Raw genomic sequence first — 20,543 nt, forward strand, 5'->3', positions numbered from 1 at the left:
GTTCATGACTGGGGTGAAGTCGTAACAAGGTAACTGTACCGGAAGGTGCGGTTGGATCACCTCCTTTTACAGGTCACATTACTCAACACCAGAAGCGTCCTTCAGCGCCCCGGAACCATGATGGTTCCGGGGCGCTTTCTCGTTTGGTGCTGCGCCCAATCGGCTGACGGTGTGACGGTGGACTCAGGCGCTTAAGGGCAGGACCAGTGCGCGGGCCTTGACCCCCCGAGTGTGGGGATGCAGAGCGAGGGCCAGCATTTGCGTGTCCGGGCGCAGCAGATAGGGTAGCCACGTCTGGTGCAGCGTGTTCATGGCCGCGGAGGCGTGACCAACCGGACAGCCGCGCAGCACCAGCACAGCGCGGCTCCCGCCCACCGTGATCCAGAGGTCCGCCGTGGCCTCACCGTTCAGGCCGCTGGCCGTGCGGTACTCAAATGTATGGGCCTGCCTCAGCAGATGCATCGTCTGGTTCACTGCTCCTCTGGGCTGTTGCCCGCTTGATTGTCTTGAGTGAAGGTCCCTCAGCCTACGCAGCAAAGGCTGCGCCGATTGTCCCGCAGATGCCCCTGTTGGATAGACAACTGCGCCCCGGTGCCATGCGGGTTGAATCTTCTCAACCGCGCAAACATCACCATGCCATCTCCCTTGTCTTCGTTAAACTGCCCTTATGGGCGGTCTTCCGGTGTCGGAGCTGTTGCGCGAGTATCAGGGCTACGTGCTGGCTTACCGGTTGCGTGCGGCGGTGGGCGGACGGGTCGCGCCGGACGGTGAGCAGCTGAGCCTGCCCGCCTACGCCTCCACGCGTATCGAGCGGCAGGACCTGGCCCGTGGTCTGATCAAGCAGGGGCTGGACGCGGGGCGTATGCGCCGGCTGGACAGGCTGTCCGACACCCTGATGTTCGGCTTCTGGCTTAATCCTGCCGAGGTCGCGGCCTTCCTGCGCGCCGCCATCCGCGAGGGCAGCCATCCGGCACTGGGCCGCCCGGACGCCTTCGCCGCGTTGCTGACGCACAGCGAACGTGCGCGGCTGGGCGAGGCCGGGGTGCAGCAGGTCTGCGCCCATCATCTGGCCTGCCTGACCCTGGCCGTCCCGATGCTGGACCCGGACGGGCTGTCGCGGGCGTGGCAGCGGATTGAGGACACCACCCCCCCACTGTTTCTGGACGAATTGGCCGCTGTGGGCGTGGTTTGAACGGAATGCTGGCCAGCCTGTGGCGGACCCTGCTGCCCCGTGCCTGTCCCGGTTGCGGCGCACAGCTGGGCACCGAGGCGGGCTTGTGCCGTGCCTGCCGGGCTGGGTTGACGGCACGTGTCGAGTCCCACAGTCCGCTGCGGCCTCGACCAGAGCCGCATCTGGTGACGCTGGGCCGGTACCAGGGCGTGGGGCGCCGGGCCGTCCGCGCCCTGAAATTCGGTGGAGCGCGGGATCTGGCAGGTGTGCTGGGGGAGGCGCTGGCAGCGGGCGTTCCACCCGAGTGGGGCGTGGGCGCGGTGGTGCCGGTGCCGCTGCATCCCTCCCGGCAGCGCCAGCGCGGCTACAACCAGGCCGAACTGTTGGCCCGCGAGGTGGCCCGTCAGCTGGGGGTGCCGTGCGTAGATGCGCTGCGGCGCACCCGCGCCACCCATCAGCAGGCTCGGCAGCAGGCCGCCGGGCGCCACGAGATGGCCGGAGCATTCGCGGTCAGGCCCGGTCGACTGCCGTCTGGCCCGCTGCTGCTCCTGGATGATGTGATGACGTCTGGAAGCACCCTACTGGCCTGCCAGGATGCCCTGCACGCGGCGGGCGCGGCGGAGGTGTATGTCGCGGTGGTTGCCCGGTGAGGGTGAGGCGGCTCAGGTTGGAGGGCCGCTCTGCTCACGCAGCCACAGCATCAGGGCCTGGGCGCTGGCGGGGTTGGTGGCCAGTGGAATGTCGTGAACGTCGCACAGGCGCACCAGCGCGCTGACATCCGGTTCATGGGGCTGGGCTGTCAGCGGGTCGCGGAAGAAGAAGACGGCCATCACGCGCTCCTCGGCAAGCCGCGCGCCGATCTGCTGGTCTCCGCCCAGCGGCCCGGACAGGACCCGCTCGACCTCCAGCCCGGTCTGCTTGTGCAGGATGGCCCCGGTGGTTCCGGTGGCGACCAGATGAAAGCGCGACAGGACCTCGCGGTGGGCCAGCACGAACATCGCCAGTTCCAGCTTCTTCTTGTCATGCGCGATCAGCGCCACCTGCCGGGTGCCTGAAGGGGTGGGGAGCGGTGCGGTCATTGGGCCATTGTGTCACGGGGTCGTCATGGGCCACACACTCTGACAATCGGCGTCTCTCAACACAACTAAAACAGAATCGAGAGACAGCCGGGGACACGAAAAGGCCGGAGCACATTTGCCCCGGCCCCTCTCAGCTCAGAATTCGGCTCAGTTCTTGGCACTGCCCTCAAAGGCGGCCTTGAACTTCTGCAGGTCCTCAGCGATCTGCTGGCTGGGTTCCTCGCCGAACAGTTTGGCCACGGCGGCGCCCAGTGGGCCAGCCGGCGGGCGGTAGCTGAGGGCCACATGCACGCGGGTTCCGCCGTTGGGCAGTTCCTCGAACTGCACGCTGCCCGCGTTGTCTACGGTTGCGCCCGGCAGCGAGTGCCAGCCGATGCGCTGGCCCGGCTTGTCGTTGACGATCTCGGCTTCCCACTCGACATGGGTGCCCAGCGGAGCCTTGGCCACCCAGCGGCTGCGCTTCTCGTCCAGCTCGGTGACGCTTTCCAGATGGCTCATGATCTGGGGCAGATTTTCCAGCTTGCGCCAGTAGTCGTAAACGGCCTGGGTGGGCCGGTCGATAACCACGCTGTGCTCCACGAAAATGGGCTTGGAGGCCGCCGCGCCGCCGCCGCCAACTGCGGCCATCACCGGGTCATTGCCGGTGGCCGCGCGGTAGGCCAGGTAGCTGCCCACCGCAGCCATGCCCAGGCCCAGCACGCCGCGCTTGCGCAGGCCCATCAGCAGCAGGGCGCCGCCGGCTGCTCCGCTGATCATGCGGGTCTGGTCCATTCCACTGTCTTCTGTTTTTGTCATGGTTGATCCTCCGATAACCGGCAGTCTAAGGGTTGGGCGCGGGGGGGCCGTGAAAGGTAAACCAATCCAGAATATGCGCCGGCCAGGCGGCTCCTGAACCCGCCGGAACTTCAGGGCCTGGGGTCAGGCGCAGGCGTCCCCTGCTGCTCATGCTGCTGCTCGATCTCGTCGGTGGCAGCGCGGTCCGCTGCGGTGGCCGGACCCCCCTCCAGGTGCGCGTCGAGGTTGGTGTTGGCCCCGTAGCTGCTGGCCGCGCCGCCCTGATGGGTGTCCATGTCGATGGGCGTGCTGATGGCATCCGGAGCCGGAGCGCCGGGCGTGCTGGACGTGGTGGGTTTTCCCTCTCCCATGATGTAAAGCCCTCCTGAAATTGTGTCTGGGCCATGGTCGCGCAAACCCGGCGGCGGGAGGTGTGCAGACCTTGACCTGGGGTTGATCTGAGGGTGGCTCTGGTTGGACCGGGAGGAACGCGACATAAGGGGGTGGACTCCCCCCGTCACCCGCCGCATGCTCTACCCTGACGGATGTATGAGCGCTGCCGCCTCCCCGCGTCCTGAAGGTCTGGATCCCCTGTCGTTGACGGCCATCCTGGTGACCATCGTGTTCTGGGCCTCGGCCTTCGCGGGCATCCGGGCTGGCCTGGAGGCGTTCTCGCCGGGGCACCTGACGCTGTACCGCTTTCTGGTGGCGGGCCTGGCGCTGGGCGTGTACGCGCTGGTCACGCGCATTCCGCTGCCCAGCGCCGGGGATCTGGCGCGTATCTTCGGCCTGAGCTTCATGGGCATCACGCTGTACCACGTCCTGCTGAATTACGGCGAGGTCAGCGTGCCGGCCGGAACCGCCAGCCTGATCATTGCGGCAGGCCCGGTGATCACGGCGCTGCTGGCCACGCGTTTCGGAGGCGAGCGGCTGAACCTGCTGGGCTGGCTGGGCACCCTGACCAGTCTGGGCGGCGTCACGCTGATCGTGCTGGGCAGCGGGCAGGGGGTCAGCTTCACGCAGGGGGCGCTGCTGATTCTGGGCGCGGCGCTGTTTACCAGCATCTACTTTGTGTTTCAGAAACCGCTGCTGCGGCGCATGAATCCACTGCACTTCACGGTCTGGTCGCTGCTGCTGGGCACCCTGCCCATGCTGGTCTTCCTGCCGGGTTTCATGGGTGAGCTGCGGGCCGCGCCCGTGTCGGCCCATCTGGCCCTGATCTACCTGGGGCTGTTTCCCTCGGCGCTGGCGTACCTGACCTGGACGTTTGCGCTGTCACGGGTGCCGGCCAGCACCACCACGTCGTTTCTGTACGTCAGCCCGGTGCTGGCCATCGTGATCGCGCTGGTGTGGCTGGGCGAGCTGCCCCGGCCGGTCACGCTGCTGGGCGGCGCGGTGGCGGTGGCCGGGGTGGTGCTGGTCAACACGCTGGGCCGCCCCAGACGGCCTGCCCCACTGCCCGCACAGGCCACACAGGGGGCAGCGGAAACATGAGCGCCCCCGCTGCCGAACAGCCGCCTGCCCCGCCTGCCGACGCGCCCATCGTGCTGGAGGACGTGAGCGTGCGCCTGGGCGGCGAGACGGTCCTGAGCGGCGTGACGCTGGACGTGCGCCGCGGCGAGTTCCTGGCGCTGATCGGTCCCAGCGGCGGCGGCAAGAGCACGCTGCTGCGGGTGATCGCCGGGCTGCTCCGGCCGCTGTCGGGCACGGTGCGCGTGGGGTCGGTCCCGGCGCTGGTGTTCCAGGACTACCGCCTGCTGCCGTGGCGCACGGCCCTGCGGAACGTGGCCCTGCCAGCCGACCTGGGGGCCGGGGGAGGGCTACCCCCGAAAGAGGCGCTGCATCTGGTGGGCATGGACGCCTATGCGGGCTACTTCCCGGCGCACCTGTCGGGCGGCATGCGGGCGCGGGTGGCGCTGGCCCGCGCGCTGGCGCAGAGCGGCGACGTGCTGCTGCTGGACGAACCCTTCGCCGCGCTGGACGCCCTGGTGCGCGAGCGCTTCAACGACGAGCTGCGGCACCTGCATGAGAAGACCGGGCGCACCACCGTGCTGGTCACCCACTCCATCCGCGAGGCGGTGTGGCTGGCCGACCGGGTGGCCGTGCTGCGCGACGGCAGGATCGTGGAGGTTCTGGACACGCGCGGCGAGGGCCGGGTCAGCGCCTACACCGACGGCCTGGAAGCGCACCTGCGCGGCGTGCTGGGCACCGGTGACAGCACCCGCCTGCGCACGCCCCCCCGCGAGCGCCTGAGCCTGTCGGGGCTGCTGCCGCTGGCCGCCATCGCGCTGGGCCTGCTGGGCTGGCATCTGGCCGCCACCCGCCTGAACCAGCCGTTCCTGCTGCCCACGCCCACCGCTGTGTGGCGCGAGCTGACCACCACCTTCCCGGAGCTGGCCGCCGCCTTCTGGGTCACGGCCCGCACGGCGCTGGCGGGGCTGGTGATCGGCGGTCTGGTGGGGGTGATCATTGGCTACCCGCTGGCGAAGTTCCGGCCGCTGGAGCGGTTCTTCAGCCCGTTTATCATTGCCGCGCAAAGCACGCCCATCGTGATTCTCGCGCCGCTGCTGGTGTCGTGGCTGGGCTTCGGCTTCGTGCCGGCAGTGGTGGTGTCGGCCCTGAGCGCCCTGTACCCGATCATGATTGCCACCCTGGTCGGCGTGCGCGAGGTGGACCGCACCTTCTACGAGCTGTTCGGCAGCCTGCAGGCCACCGCGCTGCAACGCCTGACGCGGCTGGAACTGCCCGGCGCCCTGCCGGTAATGCTGGGCGGCCTGCGGCTGGCCGCCAGCCTCGCCCTGATCGGCGCGGTGGTCTGGGAATTCGTGGACGCCAACCAGAAGGGGCTGGGGCTGGCGGTGCAGGTGGCCGGCACCTACCAGAACAAGGCCGCGCAGTTCGCCGCCATCGCCCTGCTGATTCTCTTCGGCGTGCTGATCTACGCGGTCATCACCGGGCTGGAACGCGGCGTGATGCGGCGGCGCGGGCGGTAAGCGGCCGCTTTGCCGGCGTCTGCGGAGCCATTGCGTGGCCATTCCCCTCGTCCCAAACTCAAAACTCCCCCAGCATCACGCCGGGGGAGTTTCTGTGCGGAGACGGCGCTCAGAGAATGCTCTTGACCACCTTCACCACGTTCTCCACGCTGAAGCCGAACTTCTCGAACAGGATTTCGGCGGGGGCGCTGGCCCCGAAGGTGTCCATGCCGATCACCGCGCCGTCCAGACCCACCCACTCGTACCAGGGGGACTTGGCGGCGGCCTCGATGGCCACCCGCCTGACGCCGGGGGTCAGCACGCTGTCGCGGTAGCCCCGGTCCTGCTCGCGGAAGATTTCCATGCATGGCATCGACACCACGCGGACGGCGGTGCCTTGCTGGCCCAGCGCCTCGGCGGCGTCCAGCGCCAGTCCCACCTCAGAGCCGCTGGCCACCAGGATCACGGCGGGGTTCTCGGCGTCCCGCACGGTGTACGCGCCCTTCTTCATGCCTTCCGCGTTGCGCGGCAGAATCCGCAGGTCCTGGCGGGACAGGGCCAGTGCGGTCGGTCCATTCTCGTATTCCAGCGCCATCTGCCATGCCAGAGCGGTTTCGTTGGCGTCGGCGGGCCGGATGACGTGCGCTCCCGGCACGGCGCGCAGCATGGCCAACTGGTCAATCGGCTGGTGGGTGGGGCCGTCCTCGCCCAGCCCGATGCTGTCGTGGGTCAGCACGTAGGTCACCGGCTGCATCTGAATGGCCGACAGGCGGAAGGCGGGCTTGAGGTAATCGGCAAACACCAGGAAGGTGCCCACCAGCGGGCGCACGCCGCCGTACAGCGAGAGGCCGTTGGCAGCGGCGGCCATGCCGAACTCGCGCACGCCGAAGTAGACGTTGCGTCCGGCGTAGTGGTCATGGTTCAGTACCCCGCCGTCCTGAATGGTGGTCTTGGTGCTGCCCGACAGGTCCGCGCTGCCGCCCATCAGTCCCGGCACCACCGCCGCCAGCGCGTTGATGGCCTCGCCGCTGGCGTTGCGGGTGGCCATGGCCTTGCTGCCCACCTCGTACTTCGGCAGGCTGTCCTCCAGGTTGGCGGGCAGCTCGCGGGCCAGCAGCGCGTCCACCTGCTGCCCCAGGTCAGGGTGCGCCGCGCGGTAGCGGTCCATCAGGGCCTGCCACTGCTGTTCCTGCTGCGCGCCGCGTTCGCGGGCGTCCATGTGCGTGGCCACCTCGTCCGGCACGGTGAACGGGGGATAGTCCCAGCCCAGCGCGGCCTTGGTGGCGGCCACGCCGTCTTTGCCCAGCGCCTCGCCGTGCGCCTTGCTGGTGCCGGCGCGGGGGCTGCCAAAGCCGATGATGGTCCGCACCTGAATCAGCGTGGGCTGCGAGGTGTTGTTGCGGGCGTTGATGATCGCCGCGCGGATTTCTTCCAGGTTGTTGCCGTCCTCGACCTTTAGCACCTCCCAGCCGTAGGAGCGGTAGCGCTCGGCGGTGTCTTCGGATTCGGCCTTCTCGGTGGCGGTGTCCAGCTGAATGCGGTTGTCGTCGTGGAACCAGATCAGTTTGCCCAGCTTGAGGTGCCCGGCCAGCGCGGCGGACTCATGGTTCACGCCTTCCTGCAGGTCGCCGTCGCCCATGACGCTGTAGGTGTAGTTGTCGAAGATCTCGAAGCCCTCGCGGTTGTACTGCGCGGCCAGGTGGCGCTCGGCCATCGCCATGCCCACGGTCATGGCCGCGCCCTGCCCCAGCGGCCCGGTGGTGGCGTCCAGCCCCGGCGTGTGAAAGAACTCCGGGTGGCCGGGCGTCTTGCTGCCCCACTTGCGGAAATCCCTGAGCTCCTGCAGCGGCATGTCATAGCCGGTCAGGTGCAGCAGGCTGTAGATCAGCATGCTGGCGTGACCTGCCGACAGCACGAAGCGGTCGCGGCCCGGCCACTGGGGGTTGCCGGGGTTGTGGCGCAGGAAGTCCTGCCAGATCACGTAGGCCATCGGGGCCATGCCCAGCGGCGCGCCGGGATGCCCGCTGTTGGCGGCCTGCACGCCGTCAATGGACAGCGTGCGGATGGTGTTGATGCTGAGCTGTGCGGGACCGGTTGAGGTGGCTGGCGTCATGGCGTCCATCCTACCCTGTGCGCCGATTGTGTACCAAGTACACTTACGGGCAGTTACCTGGGCAGCGTCCTCTCGGTCAGTCCGTCTTCGACGGCGGCCCGCACTTCCTCATCGCTGATCCCGGCGGCCCTCAGCCCCTGCACCAGCCGCCGCAGCTCCGTCAGCCCACCCTGCGGCCCCGCCGGGTCACCGGCCAGGACCCGCGTTCCCGCCCCGGCGCGGTTCTCGGTCAGGCCGTCGTCCTGAAGCAGGGCGTAGGTCTTGGCCACCGTGTTGGGGGCCAGCCCCAGCGCCGCCGCCACCGCGCGCACGGCAGGCAGGGCGTCGCCGGGCCGCAGCTGACCGTCCTGAATGGCCCGCGTCAGTGCCCGGCGCAGTTGAAGGTACACCGGCAATTCGCCGCCGGCGCCCACCTGGCTGGCCAGCAGCCCCAGCAGTTCGGCGTGTCGGTGTGGGGTCTCATTCATGGAAGTCCCAGTGTGTCCTGCGGCGGGATGCGGCATCTTCATGCCTCCTTTTCTGTGGAGGGGCCGGTGTCGGGCATCCGGGCGGCGGGGTGTGGGCCTGCTGAGTGTTCCAGGCAGGTGCGGACCTCGGCGTCCGTCGTCTGGGCAAAATCGCGGTAGAACTGTCCCACCGCGTGGAAGTGGAGCGGGGTCCACAGGCAGATCACCTCATCGGCCAGTCCCTGGAGCCCGCGGCAGATTTCGGGCGGGGCCACCGGCACGGCGACGGCCACGCGGGCGGGGGCCAGTGCCCGCACTGCCCGCAGCGCCGCCCGCAGGGTAAATCCCGTTGCCACACCATCGTCGACGATCAGCGCAGTGTAGCCGCCCAGGGTCAGGGGAGGGCGGCCCGCCCGGTACTGCGCCTCACGGCGGATCAGCTCGGCCTCCTCATGCGCCTCGGCGTCGGCGATGGCCTGCGCCGACAGGCTCATCCGGCGCACCAGCGCGTCGTTCAGAACTCGCACGCCGCCCGGCGCGATGGCCCCCATCGCCACCTCCCCGTGCCCCGGCAGGCCCAGCTTACGGACCACCAGCACGTCCAGCGGAGCGCCCAGGGCATGGGCCACCCCGGCGGCCACCGGCACGCCGCCGCGGGGCAGTCCGAGCACCACGCTGCGCGGCCAGGGATGCAGGCCACCCAGGTGGGTGCCAAGCTGCCGTCCGGCATCCTTGCGATTGTGGAAAGGGAGTTGGGCCATGGCACCTCCCTTTTATCCTGGGGAAGCGTGGGCGGTGCCGGACCACATTTGGCTTGAGGGGTCTTGACCGGGCGTTCACGGCGGCTTCAGGGATGGGCGGGTGGCGCAGAAAGGCGCAGAAGGCAGGAGGGCGCAGAAGATGGTGTCTGCACCGGTCTGTGGCAACGGCCCCTTGCCTTCTCATCCCCGGCTTTGATACTCTGCTTCGGTGCGCGGCCCGGTTGGCTGCTGTCGGCCCGTATGATCCCCGCCATCCTTGCGGGTGCAACACCTTCAAAATCACCGAGTAAATCAGAGGTTTTCCATCATGGTCAAGATTCGCCTGTCCCGCTTCGGTTCCACCCATAACCCCCACTACCGCATTGTCGTGACCGACAGCCGTGTCGCCCGCGACGGCGGCTACATCGAGAACCTGGGGCACTACGATCCCCGCAAGACCTCCGAGAACTACCTGAAGGTCCACGTGGACCGCGCCCAGTACTGGCTCGGCGTCGGGGCCCAGCCCACCGACACCGCCCGCCGCCTGCTGAAGTCGCAGGGCGTCAAGTTCTCCTGACCCCAGCGTTTCCGGAAATGAGGCTCCTGCGGGGGCCTCTTTCCGTGGGGTGTGCGGCCTGTCAGCCTGCCGTCACGGCCGGGCCTCTAGAATGCACGCCATGAAGAGCGATCCGACTGACCTGACCCTGTTCCTGGCGCAAAGCGTGGTGGATCAGCCGTCGCTGGTGCGTGTGTCCAAGCGCGGACCCACCGTGATGGTGCGCGTCGCCCCCGGCGAGGAGGGCCGCCTGATCGGCCGCCAGGGCCGCGTGATCCAGGCCATTCGCACGCTGGTGCGCGCCGCCAGCGATCCCCGCGAGCGCGTGAACGTCGATCTGGACGCCCCGCGCAAGGGTTGAGCGTGACCGACGCGAACACCGCAGGCACCGAGATCACCCGCCTGGGCCACTTCTTGGGGCCGCACGGCGTCCAGGGCGGGGTCAAGGTTTACGTCCTGGGGGACGCGGCGCAGTTCAGGACGCTGCGGCGCGTGTATGTGGAAGGACGCGGCTGGCTCAAGGTGGTGCGGACCACCCAGCTGGCCCCCGGCGTGGCGCTGCAACTGGCGGGCCTGTCCACGCGCGAGGGAGCCGAGGCGCTGCGCGGCCTGAACGTTTACGCTGCCGACGATGAACTGCCCACGCCCGAGGACGGCGTGTACTACTTTCACGAATTGCGCGGCCTGACCCTCAGTGACGCGCAGGGCACAGAGCTGGGAACCGTGAAAGACGTGCTGGACGCCGGGCATCAGGACCTGCTGGTGGTGACGCATGACGGGGGCGAGGCGCTGCTTCCCCTGCAGGCGCCGTATGTCACCGTCCACCTGAATGCCCGGCGGCGGCCCCAGTCGCTGTCGCTGACGGCCGACGCGCCCGAGGGGCTGCTGGGTGAGGCGGACGAGCCAGACGAACCGGAGGGGGCCGACACTTGAAGCCGTCATGCTGACCTTCTCCTTTTTAACGCTGTTTCCCGAACTGCTGGCCCCCTTTGCCGGCGAGGCGATTATCGGCCGGGCCAGGCAGCGCGGGCTGCTGGACGTGAATCTGGTGCAGCTGCGCGATTTCTCGGACAACCGGCACCACAAGGTGGACGACACGCCCTACGGCGGCGGCGCGGGCATGGTGATCCGGGTGGACGTGGCCGAGCGGGCGCTCTCAAGCCTGCCGCCCGCGGACGAGGTGATCCTGCTGAGCCCGGCGGGGCCGCCCTTCACGCAGGCGGTGGCCGAGGAATTGGCGGGCAAGAGCCATCTGGTGTTTCTGTGTGGGCGCTACGAGGGCTTCGATGCCCGCACCGAGGGCCTGGTGACCCGCGAGCTGAGCATCGGCGATTTCGTGATGATGGGCGGCGAGGCGGCGGCAGCCTGCGTGCTGGAGGCGGTGGCCCGGCTGCTGCCCGGGGTGATTGGCGATCCGGAATCGCACCGCACCGATAGCTTCAGCAGCGGCCTGCTGGACTATCCCGAATACACCCGCCCGCCCGAATGGCGCGGCCAGGGGGTGCCGGAGGTTCTGCGCGGCGGCAACCACGGCGCGGTGGCGCTCTGGCGGCGCGAGCAGGCGCTGCGGCGGACGCTGGAACGCCGCCCCGACCTGCTGATGGCGGCGAGGCTGACGCCGCAGGACACCCTGACCTTGCTGGCGCTGGGGGTGGCGGCGCAGCAGTTGCAGGCCTGGAATGCGCCGCCACCCCCAGCGCCCCGACGGGCGCGGCGCAGGAAAAACATTGTCGTCAGCGAACAACCTGAATAGAGGGCAACGCTTTTTCACGGTTTTATTGTGGGTTGCGCTCAAGTCGCGCCTCTGGAACGGGCGCAGCATGAGCTTCAGATGACCGTTCCCCTGTTTCCCCTGCCCAACCTGGTGTTGTTCCCAGGTGTGGTGCTGCCCCTGTACGTCTTCGAGCAGCGGTACCGCGCGCTGGTCGCGGACACGCAGGCCAGCGGTGAGCCGTTCGGCATCGTGCAGATCGTCGACATGTCGGAAGAGGGAAGCGCGCCGTTTCACGAGCGGGTCTCCCGGGTGGGCACGCTGGCGCACCTGCAGCAGGCCGAGACGCACGAGGACGGCACCAGCACCATCGTCGTGGTCGGCGGCGAGCGCTTCACGGTACAGGACTTCGATTTCGGCCATCCCTACCTGAGTGCCGAGGTCAGGCTGTGGCCGCTGGAAAGCGCCCCCGCCGATCAGCAGGACATCGTGCAGGCCAGTGCCCGCAAGCTGCTGAGCGACCTGCTGCGCCTGCGCCCCACCGACGCCGACCTGATCCGCGCCAACGCGCCGGAAGACCCCATGCTGCTGGCCAGTTTTGCCGCCAACCTGCTGCCGGGCCTGGGCGGTCAGGACCGCGAGGCCGCCCTGTGCGCTCCTGGCCTGCTGGGCCGCCTGGACGTGCTGCTGGGCGCAGTTCCACGCGACATGAAGCTGATGAACTGAAAGCCCCCTGTGTAGGAAAGAGAGAGGCGGTGAGAGCGGCAGGGATGGAAGGGTTTTACAGCACGTCTTCGGCGCTGCCACGCTTGCGTTTGTTGTTCTGGGTCTTGCGCCAGCGCAGCGCCTTGACGATGGCGGGGGCGGCGGCATTGAGCGGCAGATCGTAGGCCGGGTACCACGCCCGCTGCTCGCTGAACTTCAGCTTCATCTTGAACACGCCGAACGAGTGCTTTTCCTCGTCCAGAACGCGCGGAATGCCCCAGAAGTCGAACAGGGTATACCCGCGTTCCCTGGCGTCCAGCATGGCGTTCCAGTAGAAGGCGTCGGGGGCCTTGCTGTCTTTCAGGGGCTTGCCCGCCTCATCCACGCGGTCGTCGCGCACGCTGCCGCCGAACAGGTAATACGTGCCGGTGCCCATGCCCAGAAAAAAGCCCCCGGCCAGCGCCTTGCCGCCGTGGCGCGCCAGCACGATGTACGCCTCGCCGCCTTGGGCATTGCCTTCGCGCAGCAGGGTCTCGTAGTACGCGCGGGGGTACGCGCCCAGCCTGGCCCGCTCGTTGGTGGCGGTAAAGATCTCCCAGAAGGCGTCGAAGTCGTCGTCGCGGCCCGCCACCACGCCCATTTTCTGCGCGGTGCGGACGTTGCGGCGGGCCATGCTGTGCAGGCCGGCGAACAGCTCGTCCTCGCTGCGGCCCAGGTCCGCCAGGATGGTGTGTTCGGGCTGCTCGGACTCGGCGCGGCGGAAGGGCCCGTAGCTTTGCGGAATCTCCGTGCTGGCGTCGGCGGGCAGCGGCCCAGCAGTGATCGGCACCGGCGGCTCGATCTTCAGGATCGCGTCGGTGGGTCTGGCCACCGCCCGCACGGCCTCGGCCACGGCGGGCAGCAGGTCCAGGCTTTCCAGCGCCGGGCCGCGCGGCGCGTACAGCGTGCTGAAACCCGGCACCAGCCGTTTACGCAGCAGTTGCAGGGCGCCCACCGTGCGCCCCGCCTCGCCCACAATCAGGTAGCGCATGGGCGTCTGCCCCAGCACCCGCCGCGCCTCGCCGTAGCCCCAGCCCTGCAGGGCGCTGGTGATCGGCATCTGCCGCACGGCGTCGTCATAGACGCGCGGATCGGTGGTTTCCAGGAGCTTCAGGCGCACGGGGCGGATTGTAGCAGGGGCGGCGGTTCCCCACCGTTCAGTTGCTCGGCATGGGGCCGGTGGCCCGCGGTCTTTGCCCTTTGCCACCATCCCTCATCGCCGTGCAGGCTAAACTGCCGGACGTGAAGAAAATCCTGCTGACCCTGGCGCTGCTCGGCGGCGTCGCCCTGGCCCAGACGGCCCCGCCTGCCCCGGCGCCGGCCCCCACCACCCCAGCGCCTGCTGCCCTGGCGCCCGTTACCCCGGCCGCTTCTCCCGCCGCGCCGGTCAGCACCGGCGATCCGGCGGCTGTGGTGGGCAAGGTGGGCGATCAGACCTACACCCTGGCGGACTTTGACCGGGCCTTCCGCGTCGCCGCCGCCCGCGTGGTCAATGCCCAGGGCATTCCCTTCGAGGACGCCTACCTGGCCGAGTTCGCCGAGGCCCGTCCGGATTTCCTCAAACAGTTCCTGCGGGACCGCGCGGTGACTCAGCTGGCCCAGTCGCGGGCCAAGGTGGATCAGGCCGCTGTGGACAAGCAGTTTGAGGACGCCCGCGGCAACTTCGAGACCGACGAGGCGTTTTCCGAGGCGCTGGCGGCCACCGGCTACAGCACGCCTGACGACCTGCGCGCCGAGCTGGGGCGGCAGGCGCTGATCAACGCCTACCTGGAAAGCATTCGGGACCGCTTCAAGTTCGGCGACGCCGTGGTGGCCGGGTACTACCAGCTGAACCGCAGCAAGCTGACGCGCGAGGCCGAGGCCTGCGTCAAGCACATCCTGGTGCCCACCGAGGCCGAGGCCAGCACCATCGTGAAGGATCTGGCAGGCGGCGCGGACTTTGCCAAGATCGCCGCCGAGAAGAGCCAGGACCCGGGCAGCGCCCCGCAGGGCGGCGATCTGGGCTGCTTCGGGCCGGGGCAGATGGTGGAAACCTTCGACAAGGCCAGCTTCACCGGGCCGGTGGGCAAGGTCCAGACGGTGAAGTCGGATTTCGGCTACCACGTTCTGGTGGTCACCAAGCGCACCGACGCGGGCGTGACCCCGCTGGCCGAGGCCGCCCCGCTGATCCGCCAGCAGCTGTCGGGCGAGGCCGCGCAGAAGTATCTGGACGCCCAGATTGCCCGCCTGAGCACCGAGTCCTTCCCGGATGTGGTGACGCTGCCGGCCACCGAATAGGCCCACAGGCGGTCTCCCCGCCGAGCAGGGTTGAAATGAGAGAGGCTGTTCTGAACGTCAGAACAGCCTCCCTGTCGTGTTGGGTGGGCCGTGCGCAGGAGAGAGGTGCCGGTGGGCTTGTGCCGGATCGCCTTGTCCTGCCCTGACTCAGGCGGACCCTGCCACATGAATGCCCCCACGGCCTGCAGCAGTGGGGGCATCCTGCGGGATGGACCGGGGTTCAGCTCCAGTTCCACACCGTGGGTTCAAACTCGAAAGAGCCTGCGCCGAGGCGGCGCAGGTGGCCGATGGCGTGGAAGGGAAAGTGGTAGCCGCTGACCCACAGGTTCTCGCTGACGATCCGTTCGAAGATCTGCTGGCGGGTCTGCGCCGCCTGGTCGCCGTTGGTGTCGAAGGACACGTACGCGCCCTGGTGTTTCAGGGACAACAGGAAGTGTCCGCCCGCGTCACCTAGGATCATGATGCCCTGCCCGGCGCTGCGCGCCAGCACGCTGAGGTGGTTCAGGGTGTGGCCGGGGGTGGCCACCGTGGTCAGGCCCGGTACGATTTCTTGACCCGGCTGAATCAGCTTGAACTGGTCTTTCAGGGCAATCAGGTTGTTCTTGACCGCGTCGTTGGGGGTGGCCTGGGTGGTCCAGAACTTGAATTCGGCCTCGCCCATGATGTGCTGGGCATTGGCGAAGGTGGGTTTCCCGGCGGTGGTCAGGCCCCCGATGTGGTCGCCGTGCCCGTGCGTGATGAACACGGCGTTCACGGTCTCGGGCTCAATGCCAGCGCGGCGCAGGTTGGTGACCAGCTGCCCGTTGGCGCCGCCGCGTCCGGTGTCCAGCAGGATGCGTTTGCCGTCCAGCTCGATAAGCACAGGATTGAAGTGGTTGACAGTGTTCTGGGCGGCGACGTGGTACTCCGCGAGGGTGGCGGCGAACTCGGCCTGCCGGTCCGGGTTGGCGCCCCAGGTGGGCAGCAGCGCGGCAAGCGCGGCGGTGCCGTCGCTGACCACGGTCACGGTCATGTCGCCAATGCGCTGACGGTAGAAGCCGTTGCCGTTCATGGGGGCCGGAGCAGCCGTGGCCGGGGCGGCCGTCTGGGCGCGTGCGAGAGGTGCGGCAGCGACCACGGCACCGGCAGCGCCCAGCAGGCGCAGGGCGTCACGCCGGGCGAGGGTACGGGGGAGACGGGAGTCATCGGACATATAGGAACCTCCAGGCGTGAAGCGAAACCAGGGCGGATGGGCAGACCGCTTCACGTTAAGCAATAGGGCGGACAGACACTGCAATCAGGCATACCCACCAGATGGATGGGCATGCACAACAAATTGCGTTAGAGACACCGTGATGTCGTTGGGTTCGTACGCTGTGTCGGCGTTAGCCGTATCCCATTGCCGCTGTCTGGTCGCTGCCCGGAAGTCCCCCTGACACAGACTGGACAACCTTGCAGCCCAGATTTTCCGGGTGCTGGTTTCAGGCCATCCAAAATCCAGGAGGTGAAGAATGAAGAACCTACGCAAAGCGTTTATCGCGGCTCTGGTGCTGGTGGGAACGGCTTCGGCTGATTCCTTCGGCTCACAGGGCGACGCCCCTGCCGGTGGGGTTCATATGGACGGCAAGATCAGCATGTGGTCAGGCTGAGCCCATTTCTGGAATGCTGGATGTTGGTGCTTTCTTCTTGGCGGTAAACGTGTCTGCTCTGGCTTCGCGCCGGTGCCGACACTTTTTCGTCTGGAGTGCGTTGTTCTCTACCGGAATTCCATCAGCCGGGCGTGCCCCCGCCAGCTCTCTCGGGAGACATCCGCCAGCTCTTATCCGAGCTGTTCTCATTATCTATGGAAAATTTAATGCTGGATATGCATCCGGCAGGCTTGCCAGGCTGGGTGCCGCTCGCACGCGGCTGCACGCCCTTCATGGAGTCCCATGCCAAGGATGTGCGAAATCTGTCATAAGGCGTGGGGCACACTAAATGAGTTAAAAGCCCATCCTATACGCCCATTTTTTCTTTTGAGGAGTTTCGATACCATGCCTAAGTTTGCCGCCCTGAGCCTGTTGACCCTTGGTCTGCTGTCCGCGTGCTCCGGCACGGTGCCCACCGCTGCTGCGCCCGCTGTCCAAGAGCGTTTTGCCAGTGCTGCCCTGGTCTCCCTGAAGCCGGGCGACACGCCCAAGAGCCTGACCAAGGCGATGGGCGGCAAGCTGTTGACCTGGGATGATGCCGGGTGCAGCGAGGGTGATGCGGAAAGCTGCACGGCGGTGCTGGGCCTGAACCAGCCTGTCGGTGCTCTGACGCTGCGCGCCCTGGCTGACCAGACGGTGGACATCGAGCCGAACAAGGACATGTTCAGCGGCGGCGGTATCCTGACGGCCACAATGGGCGGGAAGATCAGCATGTGGTCTGGCGGGAAGATCAGCATGTGGTCTGGGGGAAAGATCAGCATGTGGTCTGGTGGAGAGTTCAGTCTGCTGCCGGAGAACTCGAAATTGTGGCAGAAAATCCGTCTGGAGCAGGCGCAGCGCATGGCCCCCAGGCTGGGAGAAGGCGTGACTGTGGCCGTGATCGACACAGGGCTGGACCTGCAGCACCCGGCGTTTAATGGCACGCTCGCAGATCCGTCCACCTGGTACGACTTTTTCGCTGGGGACGCGATGCCGCAGGAGGAAGGGACCTTCGGTGCCGACGCTTACGGCCACGGCACCAATGTGGCGGGCATCGTCTTGCAGGTGGCCCCTGCCGCCAAGATCATGCCCATCCGGGTCCTGGGCTCCGATGGGTCCGGCGACGTGATCATGGTGGCGCAGGCCATCCAGTGGGCCGTGGAGCACGGGGCCAACGTGATCAACCTGAGCCTGGGCAGCACCGAGAGCTCAAAGATCGTGCAGAAGGCCATCAAAAAGGCGTCCGACCGGCAAGTGCTGGTGGTGTCCTCGGCCGGCAACAGCAACCTGAATAAGATCACCTACCCGGCCGCCCAGGCCAGCCGCAAGGACTACACCCTGGGCGTGGGCAGCGTCGACCTGAACGACGTCAAGTCGACTTTCTCGAACTACTCGGGTGATCTGGAACTGGTGGCCCCCGGCGAGCAGGTGTATGCCCCGGCGCCCGACGGGCGCATGGCGGCCTGGAGTGGAACGTCAATGGCCGCGCCGATGGTGAGCGGCGGTCTGGCGCTGGGGCTGGGCCAGCGGCTTGCCGCCAGGACGCCTATCAAAGACAAAGATCTGGCCAAGGACCTGACCAAAGCAATGGCCGAGAGCGCGGCAGACATCTACGAAATCAGCGGCAATAAACCCTTCAAGGACAAGTTGGGGAAAAAGGGACGCATGGACCTGGTGAACTTCCTCAGCAACATCAGCGGCGACTGAGGGCTGTGGGCTGTGACTGTGAATTTCCATAACTCAGGGGCGGCGTTGCCGCCACAGTCACAGCTTCAGCTTCTACAGGCGGCCATTCCGGAGCTGCTGAGTGTCGATCCGGCCCAGGCGCTGGCCCTGGCCCGGCGCTGCTGCGCCCTGACAGCGGACGAGGACTCCACAGACGCGGCTGAAAGCCGGGTGTTGCTGGGGCGGGCCTTGCAGGCCAGCGGACAACAGGCGGAAGCCCTGACAGAATTTTGCGCTGCCGTAGATGGCTTCGAGCGGCTGGGTCAGCTGTTGTCGCAGGCCGAGGCCTACAGTTTTGCCGGGAAGATGCTGCTGGACCTCGGGCGTTTCGATGAGGCGGCGGCGCAACTGGAACGGGCGATTGAGCTGGCCCGGTCCCAGGCTGACGCGCGCGGCATCCAGGCGACGGCGTTGAACCTTCTGGCCATCGTCAATCACCATCAGGGCAGGGTGGCCGAGGCGCTGGGAATGTTGCATCAGGCCCTGCATCTGCGTGAGCAGGAAGAAAACGCCACGGGTCAGATCAATTGCCTGACCAACATCAGCAACATTCAGATGTGGTTTGGGCAGTTCGATGACGCCATCAAGTCATTGACGCGTGCCTACGCCCTCTACAAGACCCAGTCGACCGATCCCAGATTGGAGACTCCCATCCTGCACAATCTGGCCCACGTCCACAGCATGCGGGGTGACCATGGGCTGGCGATCCAGGTCATGGAGGCGGCCTACAAGTCGGCCGTGGCTTCTAAAGATCAACGGATTCAGGCCACGGCCAGTCTTAATCTCGGCGACTTATGCCTGGACGCGGGGCAGTTTGACCGCGCGCGCGAGCACCTGCAACTGGCGCTGGACCTCAGCCGGGAGCTGAAGTATCAGGTGGGTGAATTGAGTGCTCTGGACAGCCTGGGCAGCCTGTACGCGCAGACCGAGGAACCCGCGCTGGCCCTGCAGGTCATCGGGGAGGCGCTGGACATTGCGCTGGAGATCGGGTCCAAGCAGGGCGAACTGGAGGCTCGGCTTCGGCTGGGGCGGTTGCACCTGCGCCAGGGAGCGCTGGACGCCGCCCAGCTGCAACTGGAAGCGGGGCTGGACCTGGCGATCGGCATCCAGTCGGTCAAGGAGCAGGCCGAGGCCCATGAGGCCCTGGTCGAATACTTCGAGCGGCGCGGTGAACTGGGACATGCGCTGGCCCACAGCCGCGAGCTGGTCCGCATTGAGCGCGAACTGTTCAACGCCGAGCGTGACCAGCAGACCCGCAACCTGAGCATTCAGTTCGAGGTCGAGCGTGCCCGGCAGGACGCCGAGCTCTACCGCGTGCGGACCGACGTCGAGCAAGAGGGCCGCCAGCGCGCCGAGGAGCAGGTGCGTATACGGACCGCCGAACTCGCCCGCGCCCAGCAGGAGGTGGTCACGCGCCTGGCCATGGCCGCCGAGTACCGTGATGACACCACCGGGGAGCACACCCGCCGGGTGGGCCGCACCTCGGCCCGCATTGCCATGGCGCTGGGCTGGCCGGAGAGCCGGGCCAATGTGCTGGGCATCGCGGCGCGGCTGCACGACGTGGGCAAGATCGGCATTCCCGATAGCGTGCTGCTCAAGCCCGGCAAGCTGGACCACGCCGAATTCAGCCAGATGCAGACCCACACCCTGATCGGGTCACGCATCCTGTCCGGCGGACGCTCGGAGCTGCTGCAACTGGCCGAGGAGATCGCCCTGACGCACCATGAGCGCTGGGACGGCAGCGGCTATCCCCACGGCCTGCGGGACACCCAGATTCCGCTCACGGGCCGCATCGTGGCCCTGGCTGACGTGTTCGACGCCCTGACCCAGGAGCGGCCCTACAAACGCGCCTGGAGTGCGGCAGAAGCCATGGACGAGATTCGCAAGCAGGCAGGCAGTCACTTCGATCCTCAACTGGTGGAGATGGCCCTGACGGTCCTGACCCAGCAGGACGCAGCGGGGGGTGAGTGGGCCGAGGAATCTCCTCCGCTGGATCAGGAGAACGCCAGCCACGTGCTGACCGTTTTCGAGCAACTCCTAGTCGAGCGCACCCACGAGCTGGAGCAGGCCCGGCAGGAGGCTGAGCGGCAGGCGCTGACCGACTGTCTGACCGGGCTGGGCAACCGCCGGGCGTTCGAACAGGAACTGGAACGCACCCTGAAGCAGGCCGCCGAGCGCCAGCGCGAATTCACCGTCATCTCCTTTGACCTGGACGGCCTCAAGGCCACCAATGACACGCATGGGCACGCCCGGGGCGACGAATTTCTCCAGAACTTCGCGCAGGCGCTGACCGCAAATTTTGCCGATGTGGGTCTGGCCTACCGGATTGGCGGCGACGAATTCGCCATCGTATCTGGACAGCCGCTGGACCCGGAGCCGCTGCAACACCTGCTGAATCACACCCAGGACCATCTGCGGCGCCAGGGCTTCGACGGGGCCAAGGCCAGCATGGGAACGGCCCGGTATCCGCAGGACGCCCTGACCGCGGGCGATCTGCTGAGGCTCAGCGACCAGCGGATGTACCGCGTCAAGCTCTCTCAGCGGCTGCGCCTGCACTGAAGCGGTCCTGGAAGGTGCGTCGGGCCGACT

The 20,543-nt window shown here is 67.5% G+C and carries 22 protein-coding genes and 1 rRNA gene; 14 read left to right on the plus strand and 9 right to left on the minus strand.

Annotation, left to right across the window (positions count from 1 at the left end):
• Nucleotides 1–67 (plus strand): 16S ribosomal RNA (locus IEY31_RS15660); the annotation flags it as partial.
• A 116-nt stretch (nucleotides 68–183) separates the two neighbouring features.
• Here IEY31_RS15660 and IEY31_RS15665 read toward each other — a convergent pair.
• Nucleotides 184–474, minus strand: coding sequence for a hypothetical protein (locus IEY31_RS15665; RefSeq protein WP_229723707.1), 291 nt, complete (start codon nucleotides 472–474; stop codon nucleotides 184–186).
• Between the two features lie 193 nt (nucleotides 475–667).
• Here IEY31_RS15665 and IEY31_RS15670 point away from each other — a divergent pair, with 193 nt between their 5' ends.
• Together IEY31_RS15670 and IEY31_RS15675 are read left to right on the plus strand one after the other, a co-directional pair.
• The gene (locus tag IEY31_RS15670) at nucleotides 668–1,192 is read left to right on the plus strand and encodes a hypothetical protein (protein ID WP_188973678.1); all 525 of its coding nucleotides are present in this window, start codon (nucleotides 668–670) and stop codon (nucleotides 1,190–1,192) included.
• Between the two features lie 5 nt (nucleotides 1,193–1,197).
• Complete coding sequence (locus IEY31_RS15675) at nucleotides 1,198–1,821, plus strand: ComF family protein (RefSeq protein ID WP_188973768.1); 624 nt, start codon at nucleotides 1,198–1,200, stop codon at nucleotides 1,819–1,821.
• 12 nt (nucleotides 1,822–1,833) lie between these two features.
• Here IEY31_RS15675 and IEY31_RS15680 read toward each other — a convergent pair whose 3' ends face one another.
• The 3 genes from IEY31_RS15680 to IEY31_RS15690 form a co-directional block, all read right to left on the minus strand.
• Nucleotides 1,834–2,250: a methylglyoxal synthase gene (locus IEY31_RS15680; RefSeq protein WP_188973680.1), complete on the minus strand. Its 417-nt coding sequence runs from the start codon at nucleotides 2,248–2,250 to the stop codon at nucleotides 1,834–1,836.
• Nucleotides 2,251–2,397: 147 nt separating this feature from the next.
• Complete coding sequence (locus IEY31_RS15685; protein ID WP_188973682.1) at nucleotides 2,398–3,045, minus strand: SRPBCC family protein; 648 nt, start codon at nucleotides 3,043–3,045, stop codon at nucleotides 2,398–2,400.
• Nucleotides 3,046–3,155: 110 nt separating this feature from the next.
• Nucleotides 3,156–3,395: a hypothetical protein gene (locus tag IEY31_RS15690; protein WP_188973684.1), complete on the minus strand. Its 240-nt coding sequence runs from the start codon at nucleotides 3,393–3,395 to the stop codon at nucleotides 3,156–3,158.
• Nucleotides 3,396–3,573: 178 nt separating this feature from the next.
• Between IEY31_RS15690 and IEY31_RS15695 the strand changes: the two genes are divergently transcribed.
• Nucleotides 3,574–4,518 (plus strand): DMT family transporter, encoded by a 945-nt coding sequence (locus IEY31_RS15695; RefSeq protein ID WP_188973686.1) that lies wholly within the window; start codon nucleotides 3,574–3,576, stop codon nucleotides 4,516–4,518.
• The gene (locus IEY31_RS15700; protein WP_188973688.1) at nucleotides 4,515–6,017 is read left to right on the plus strand and encodes an ABC transporter permease subunit; all 1,503 of its coding nucleotides are present in this window, start codon (nucleotides 4,515–4,517) and stop codon (nucleotides 6,015–6,017) included. Before IEY31_RS15695 ends, IEY31_RS15700 begins: the two co-directional genes overlap by 4 nt.
• Nucleotides 6,018–6,126: 109 nt before the next feature.
• Here the strand turns inward: IEY31_RS15700 and tkt are convergent, their stop codons facing one another.
• From tkt to IEY31_RS15715, 3 genes are read right to left on the minus strand one after another with little or no spacing between them, the layout of a single operon-like run.
• Nucleotides 6,127–8,109, minus strand: a complete 1,983-nt coding sequence (gene tkt / locus IEY31_RS15705) for a transketolase (protein ID WP_188973690.1) — start codon at nucleotides 8,107–8,109, stop codon at nucleotides 6,127–6,129.
• A gap of 53 nt (nucleotides 8,110–8,162) precedes the next feature.
• Nucleotides 8,163–8,576 (minus strand): GntR family transcriptional regulator, encoded by a 414-nt coding sequence (locus IEY31_RS15710; RefSeq protein ID WP_188973692.1) that lies wholly within the window; start codon nucleotides 8,574–8,576, stop codon nucleotides 8,163–8,165.
• A 38-nt stretch (nucleotides 8,577–8,614) separates the two neighbouring features.
• Nucleotides 8,615–9,316, minus strand: coding sequence for a phosphoribosyltransferase (locus IEY31_RS15715; RefSeq protein WP_188973694.1), 702 nt, complete (start codon nucleotides 9,314–9,316; stop codon nucleotides 8,615–8,617).
• Nucleotides 9,317–9,623: 307 nt separating this feature from the next.
• Between IEY31_RS15715 and rpsP the strand changes: the two genes are divergently transcribed.
• From rpsP to IEY31_RS15740, 5 genes are all read left to right on the plus strand, one after another.
• Complete coding sequence (gene rpsP / locus IEY31_RS15720) at nucleotides 9,624–9,872, plus strand: 30S ribosomal protein S16 (protein WP_188973696.1); 249 nt, start codon at nucleotides 9,624–9,626, stop codon at nucleotides 9,870–9,872.
• Nucleotides 9,873–9,972: 100 nt separating this feature from the next.
• A complete protein-coding gene (locus IEY31_RS15725) occupies nucleotides 9,973–10,212 on the plus strand; it encodes a KH domain-containing protein (RefSeq protein ID WP_188973698.1) in 240 nt (79 codons plus the stop codon).
• A 2-nt stretch (nucleotides 10,213–10,214) separates the two neighbouring features.
• On the plus strand, nucleotides 10,215–10,784 hold the full coding sequence (gene rimM / locus IEY31_RS15730) for a ribosome maturation factor RimM (RefSeq protein WP_188973700.1): 570 nt from the start codon (nucleotides 10,215–10,217) through the stop codon (nucleotides 10,782–10,784).
• A gap of 7 nt (nucleotides 10,785–10,791) precedes the next feature.
• Entirely contained in the window at nucleotides 10,792–11,604 is an 813-nt protein-coding gene (gene trmD / locus IEY31_RS15735; RefSeq protein ID WP_188973702.1) for a tRNA (guanosine(37)-N1)-methyltransferase TrmD, read from the plus strand.
• A 78-nt stretch (nucleotides 11,605–11,682) separates the two neighbouring features.
• Nucleotides 11,683–12,288, plus strand: a complete 606-nt coding sequence (locus IEY31_RS15740; RefSeq protein ID WP_188973704.1) for an LON peptidase substrate-binding domain-containing protein — start codon at nucleotides 11,683–11,685, stop codon at nucleotides 12,286–12,288.
• Nucleotides 12,289–12,343: 55 nt separating this feature from the next.
• Here IEY31_RS15740 and IEY31_RS15745 read toward each other — a convergent pair whose 3' ends face one another.
• The gene (locus IEY31_RS15745) at nucleotides 12,344–13,426 is read right to left on the minus strand and encodes a lipid II:glycine glycyltransferase FemX (protein ID WP_188973706.1); all 1,083 of its coding nucleotides are present in this window, start codon (nucleotides 13,424–13,426) and stop codon (nucleotides 12,344–12,346) included.
• A 122-nt stretch (nucleotides 13,427–13,548) separates the two neighbouring features.
• Here IEY31_RS15745 and IEY31_RS15750 point away from each other — a divergent pair, with 122 nt between their 5' ends.
• A complete protein-coding gene (locus IEY31_RS15750) occupies nucleotides 13,549–14,583 on the plus strand; it encodes a peptidylprolyl isomerase (protein ID WP_188973708.1) in 1,035 nt (344 codons plus the stop codon).
• A 220-nt stretch (nucleotides 14,584–14,803) separates the two neighbouring features.
• Here the strand turns inward: IEY31_RS15750 and IEY31_RS15755 are convergent, their stop codons facing one another.
• Nucleotides 14,804–15,775: an MBL fold metallo-hydrolase gene (locus tag IEY31_RS15755; protein WP_188973710.1), complete on the minus strand. Its 972-nt coding sequence runs from the start codon at nucleotides 15,773–15,775 to the stop codon at nucleotides 14,804–14,806.
• 298 nt (nucleotides 15,776–16,073) lie between these two features.
• On the opposite strand from IEY31_RS15755, the gene IEY31_RS15760 reads away from it, so the two are divergent.
• The 3 genes from IEY31_RS15760 to IEY31_RS15770 all read left to right on the plus strand — a co-directional run bounded on the left by IEY31_RS15760 (nucleotide 16,074) and on the right by IEY31_RS15770 (nucleotide 20,513).
• Nucleotides 16,074–16,211 (plus strand): hypothetical protein, encoded by a 138-nt coding sequence (locus IEY31_RS15760; protein WP_188973712.1) that lies wholly within the window; start codon nucleotides 16,074–16,076, stop codon nucleotides 16,209–16,211.
• A 384-nt stretch (nucleotides 16,212–16,595) separates the two neighbouring features.
• Nucleotides 16,596–17,936: a S8 family serine peptidase gene (locus tag IEY31_RS15765; RefSeq protein WP_188973714.1), complete on the plus strand. Its 1,341-nt coding sequence runs from the start codon at nucleotides 16,596–16,598 to the stop codon at nucleotides 17,934–17,936.
• An 18-nt stretch (nucleotides 17,937–17,954) separates the two neighbouring features.
• Complete coding sequence (locus tag IEY31_RS15770) at nucleotides 17,955–20,513, plus strand: HD domain-containing phosphohydrolase (RefSeq protein ID WP_188973716.1); 2,559 nt, start codon at nucleotides 17,955–17,957, stop codon at nucleotides 20,511–20,513.
• Nucleotides 20,514–20,543 lie beyond the last annotated feature (30 nt).

The organism is Deinococcus aerolatus (genome assembly GCF_014647055.1).
Classification (GTDB): Bacteria; Deinococcota; Deinococci; order Deinococcales; family Deinococcaceae; genus Deinococcus; species Deinococcus aerolatus.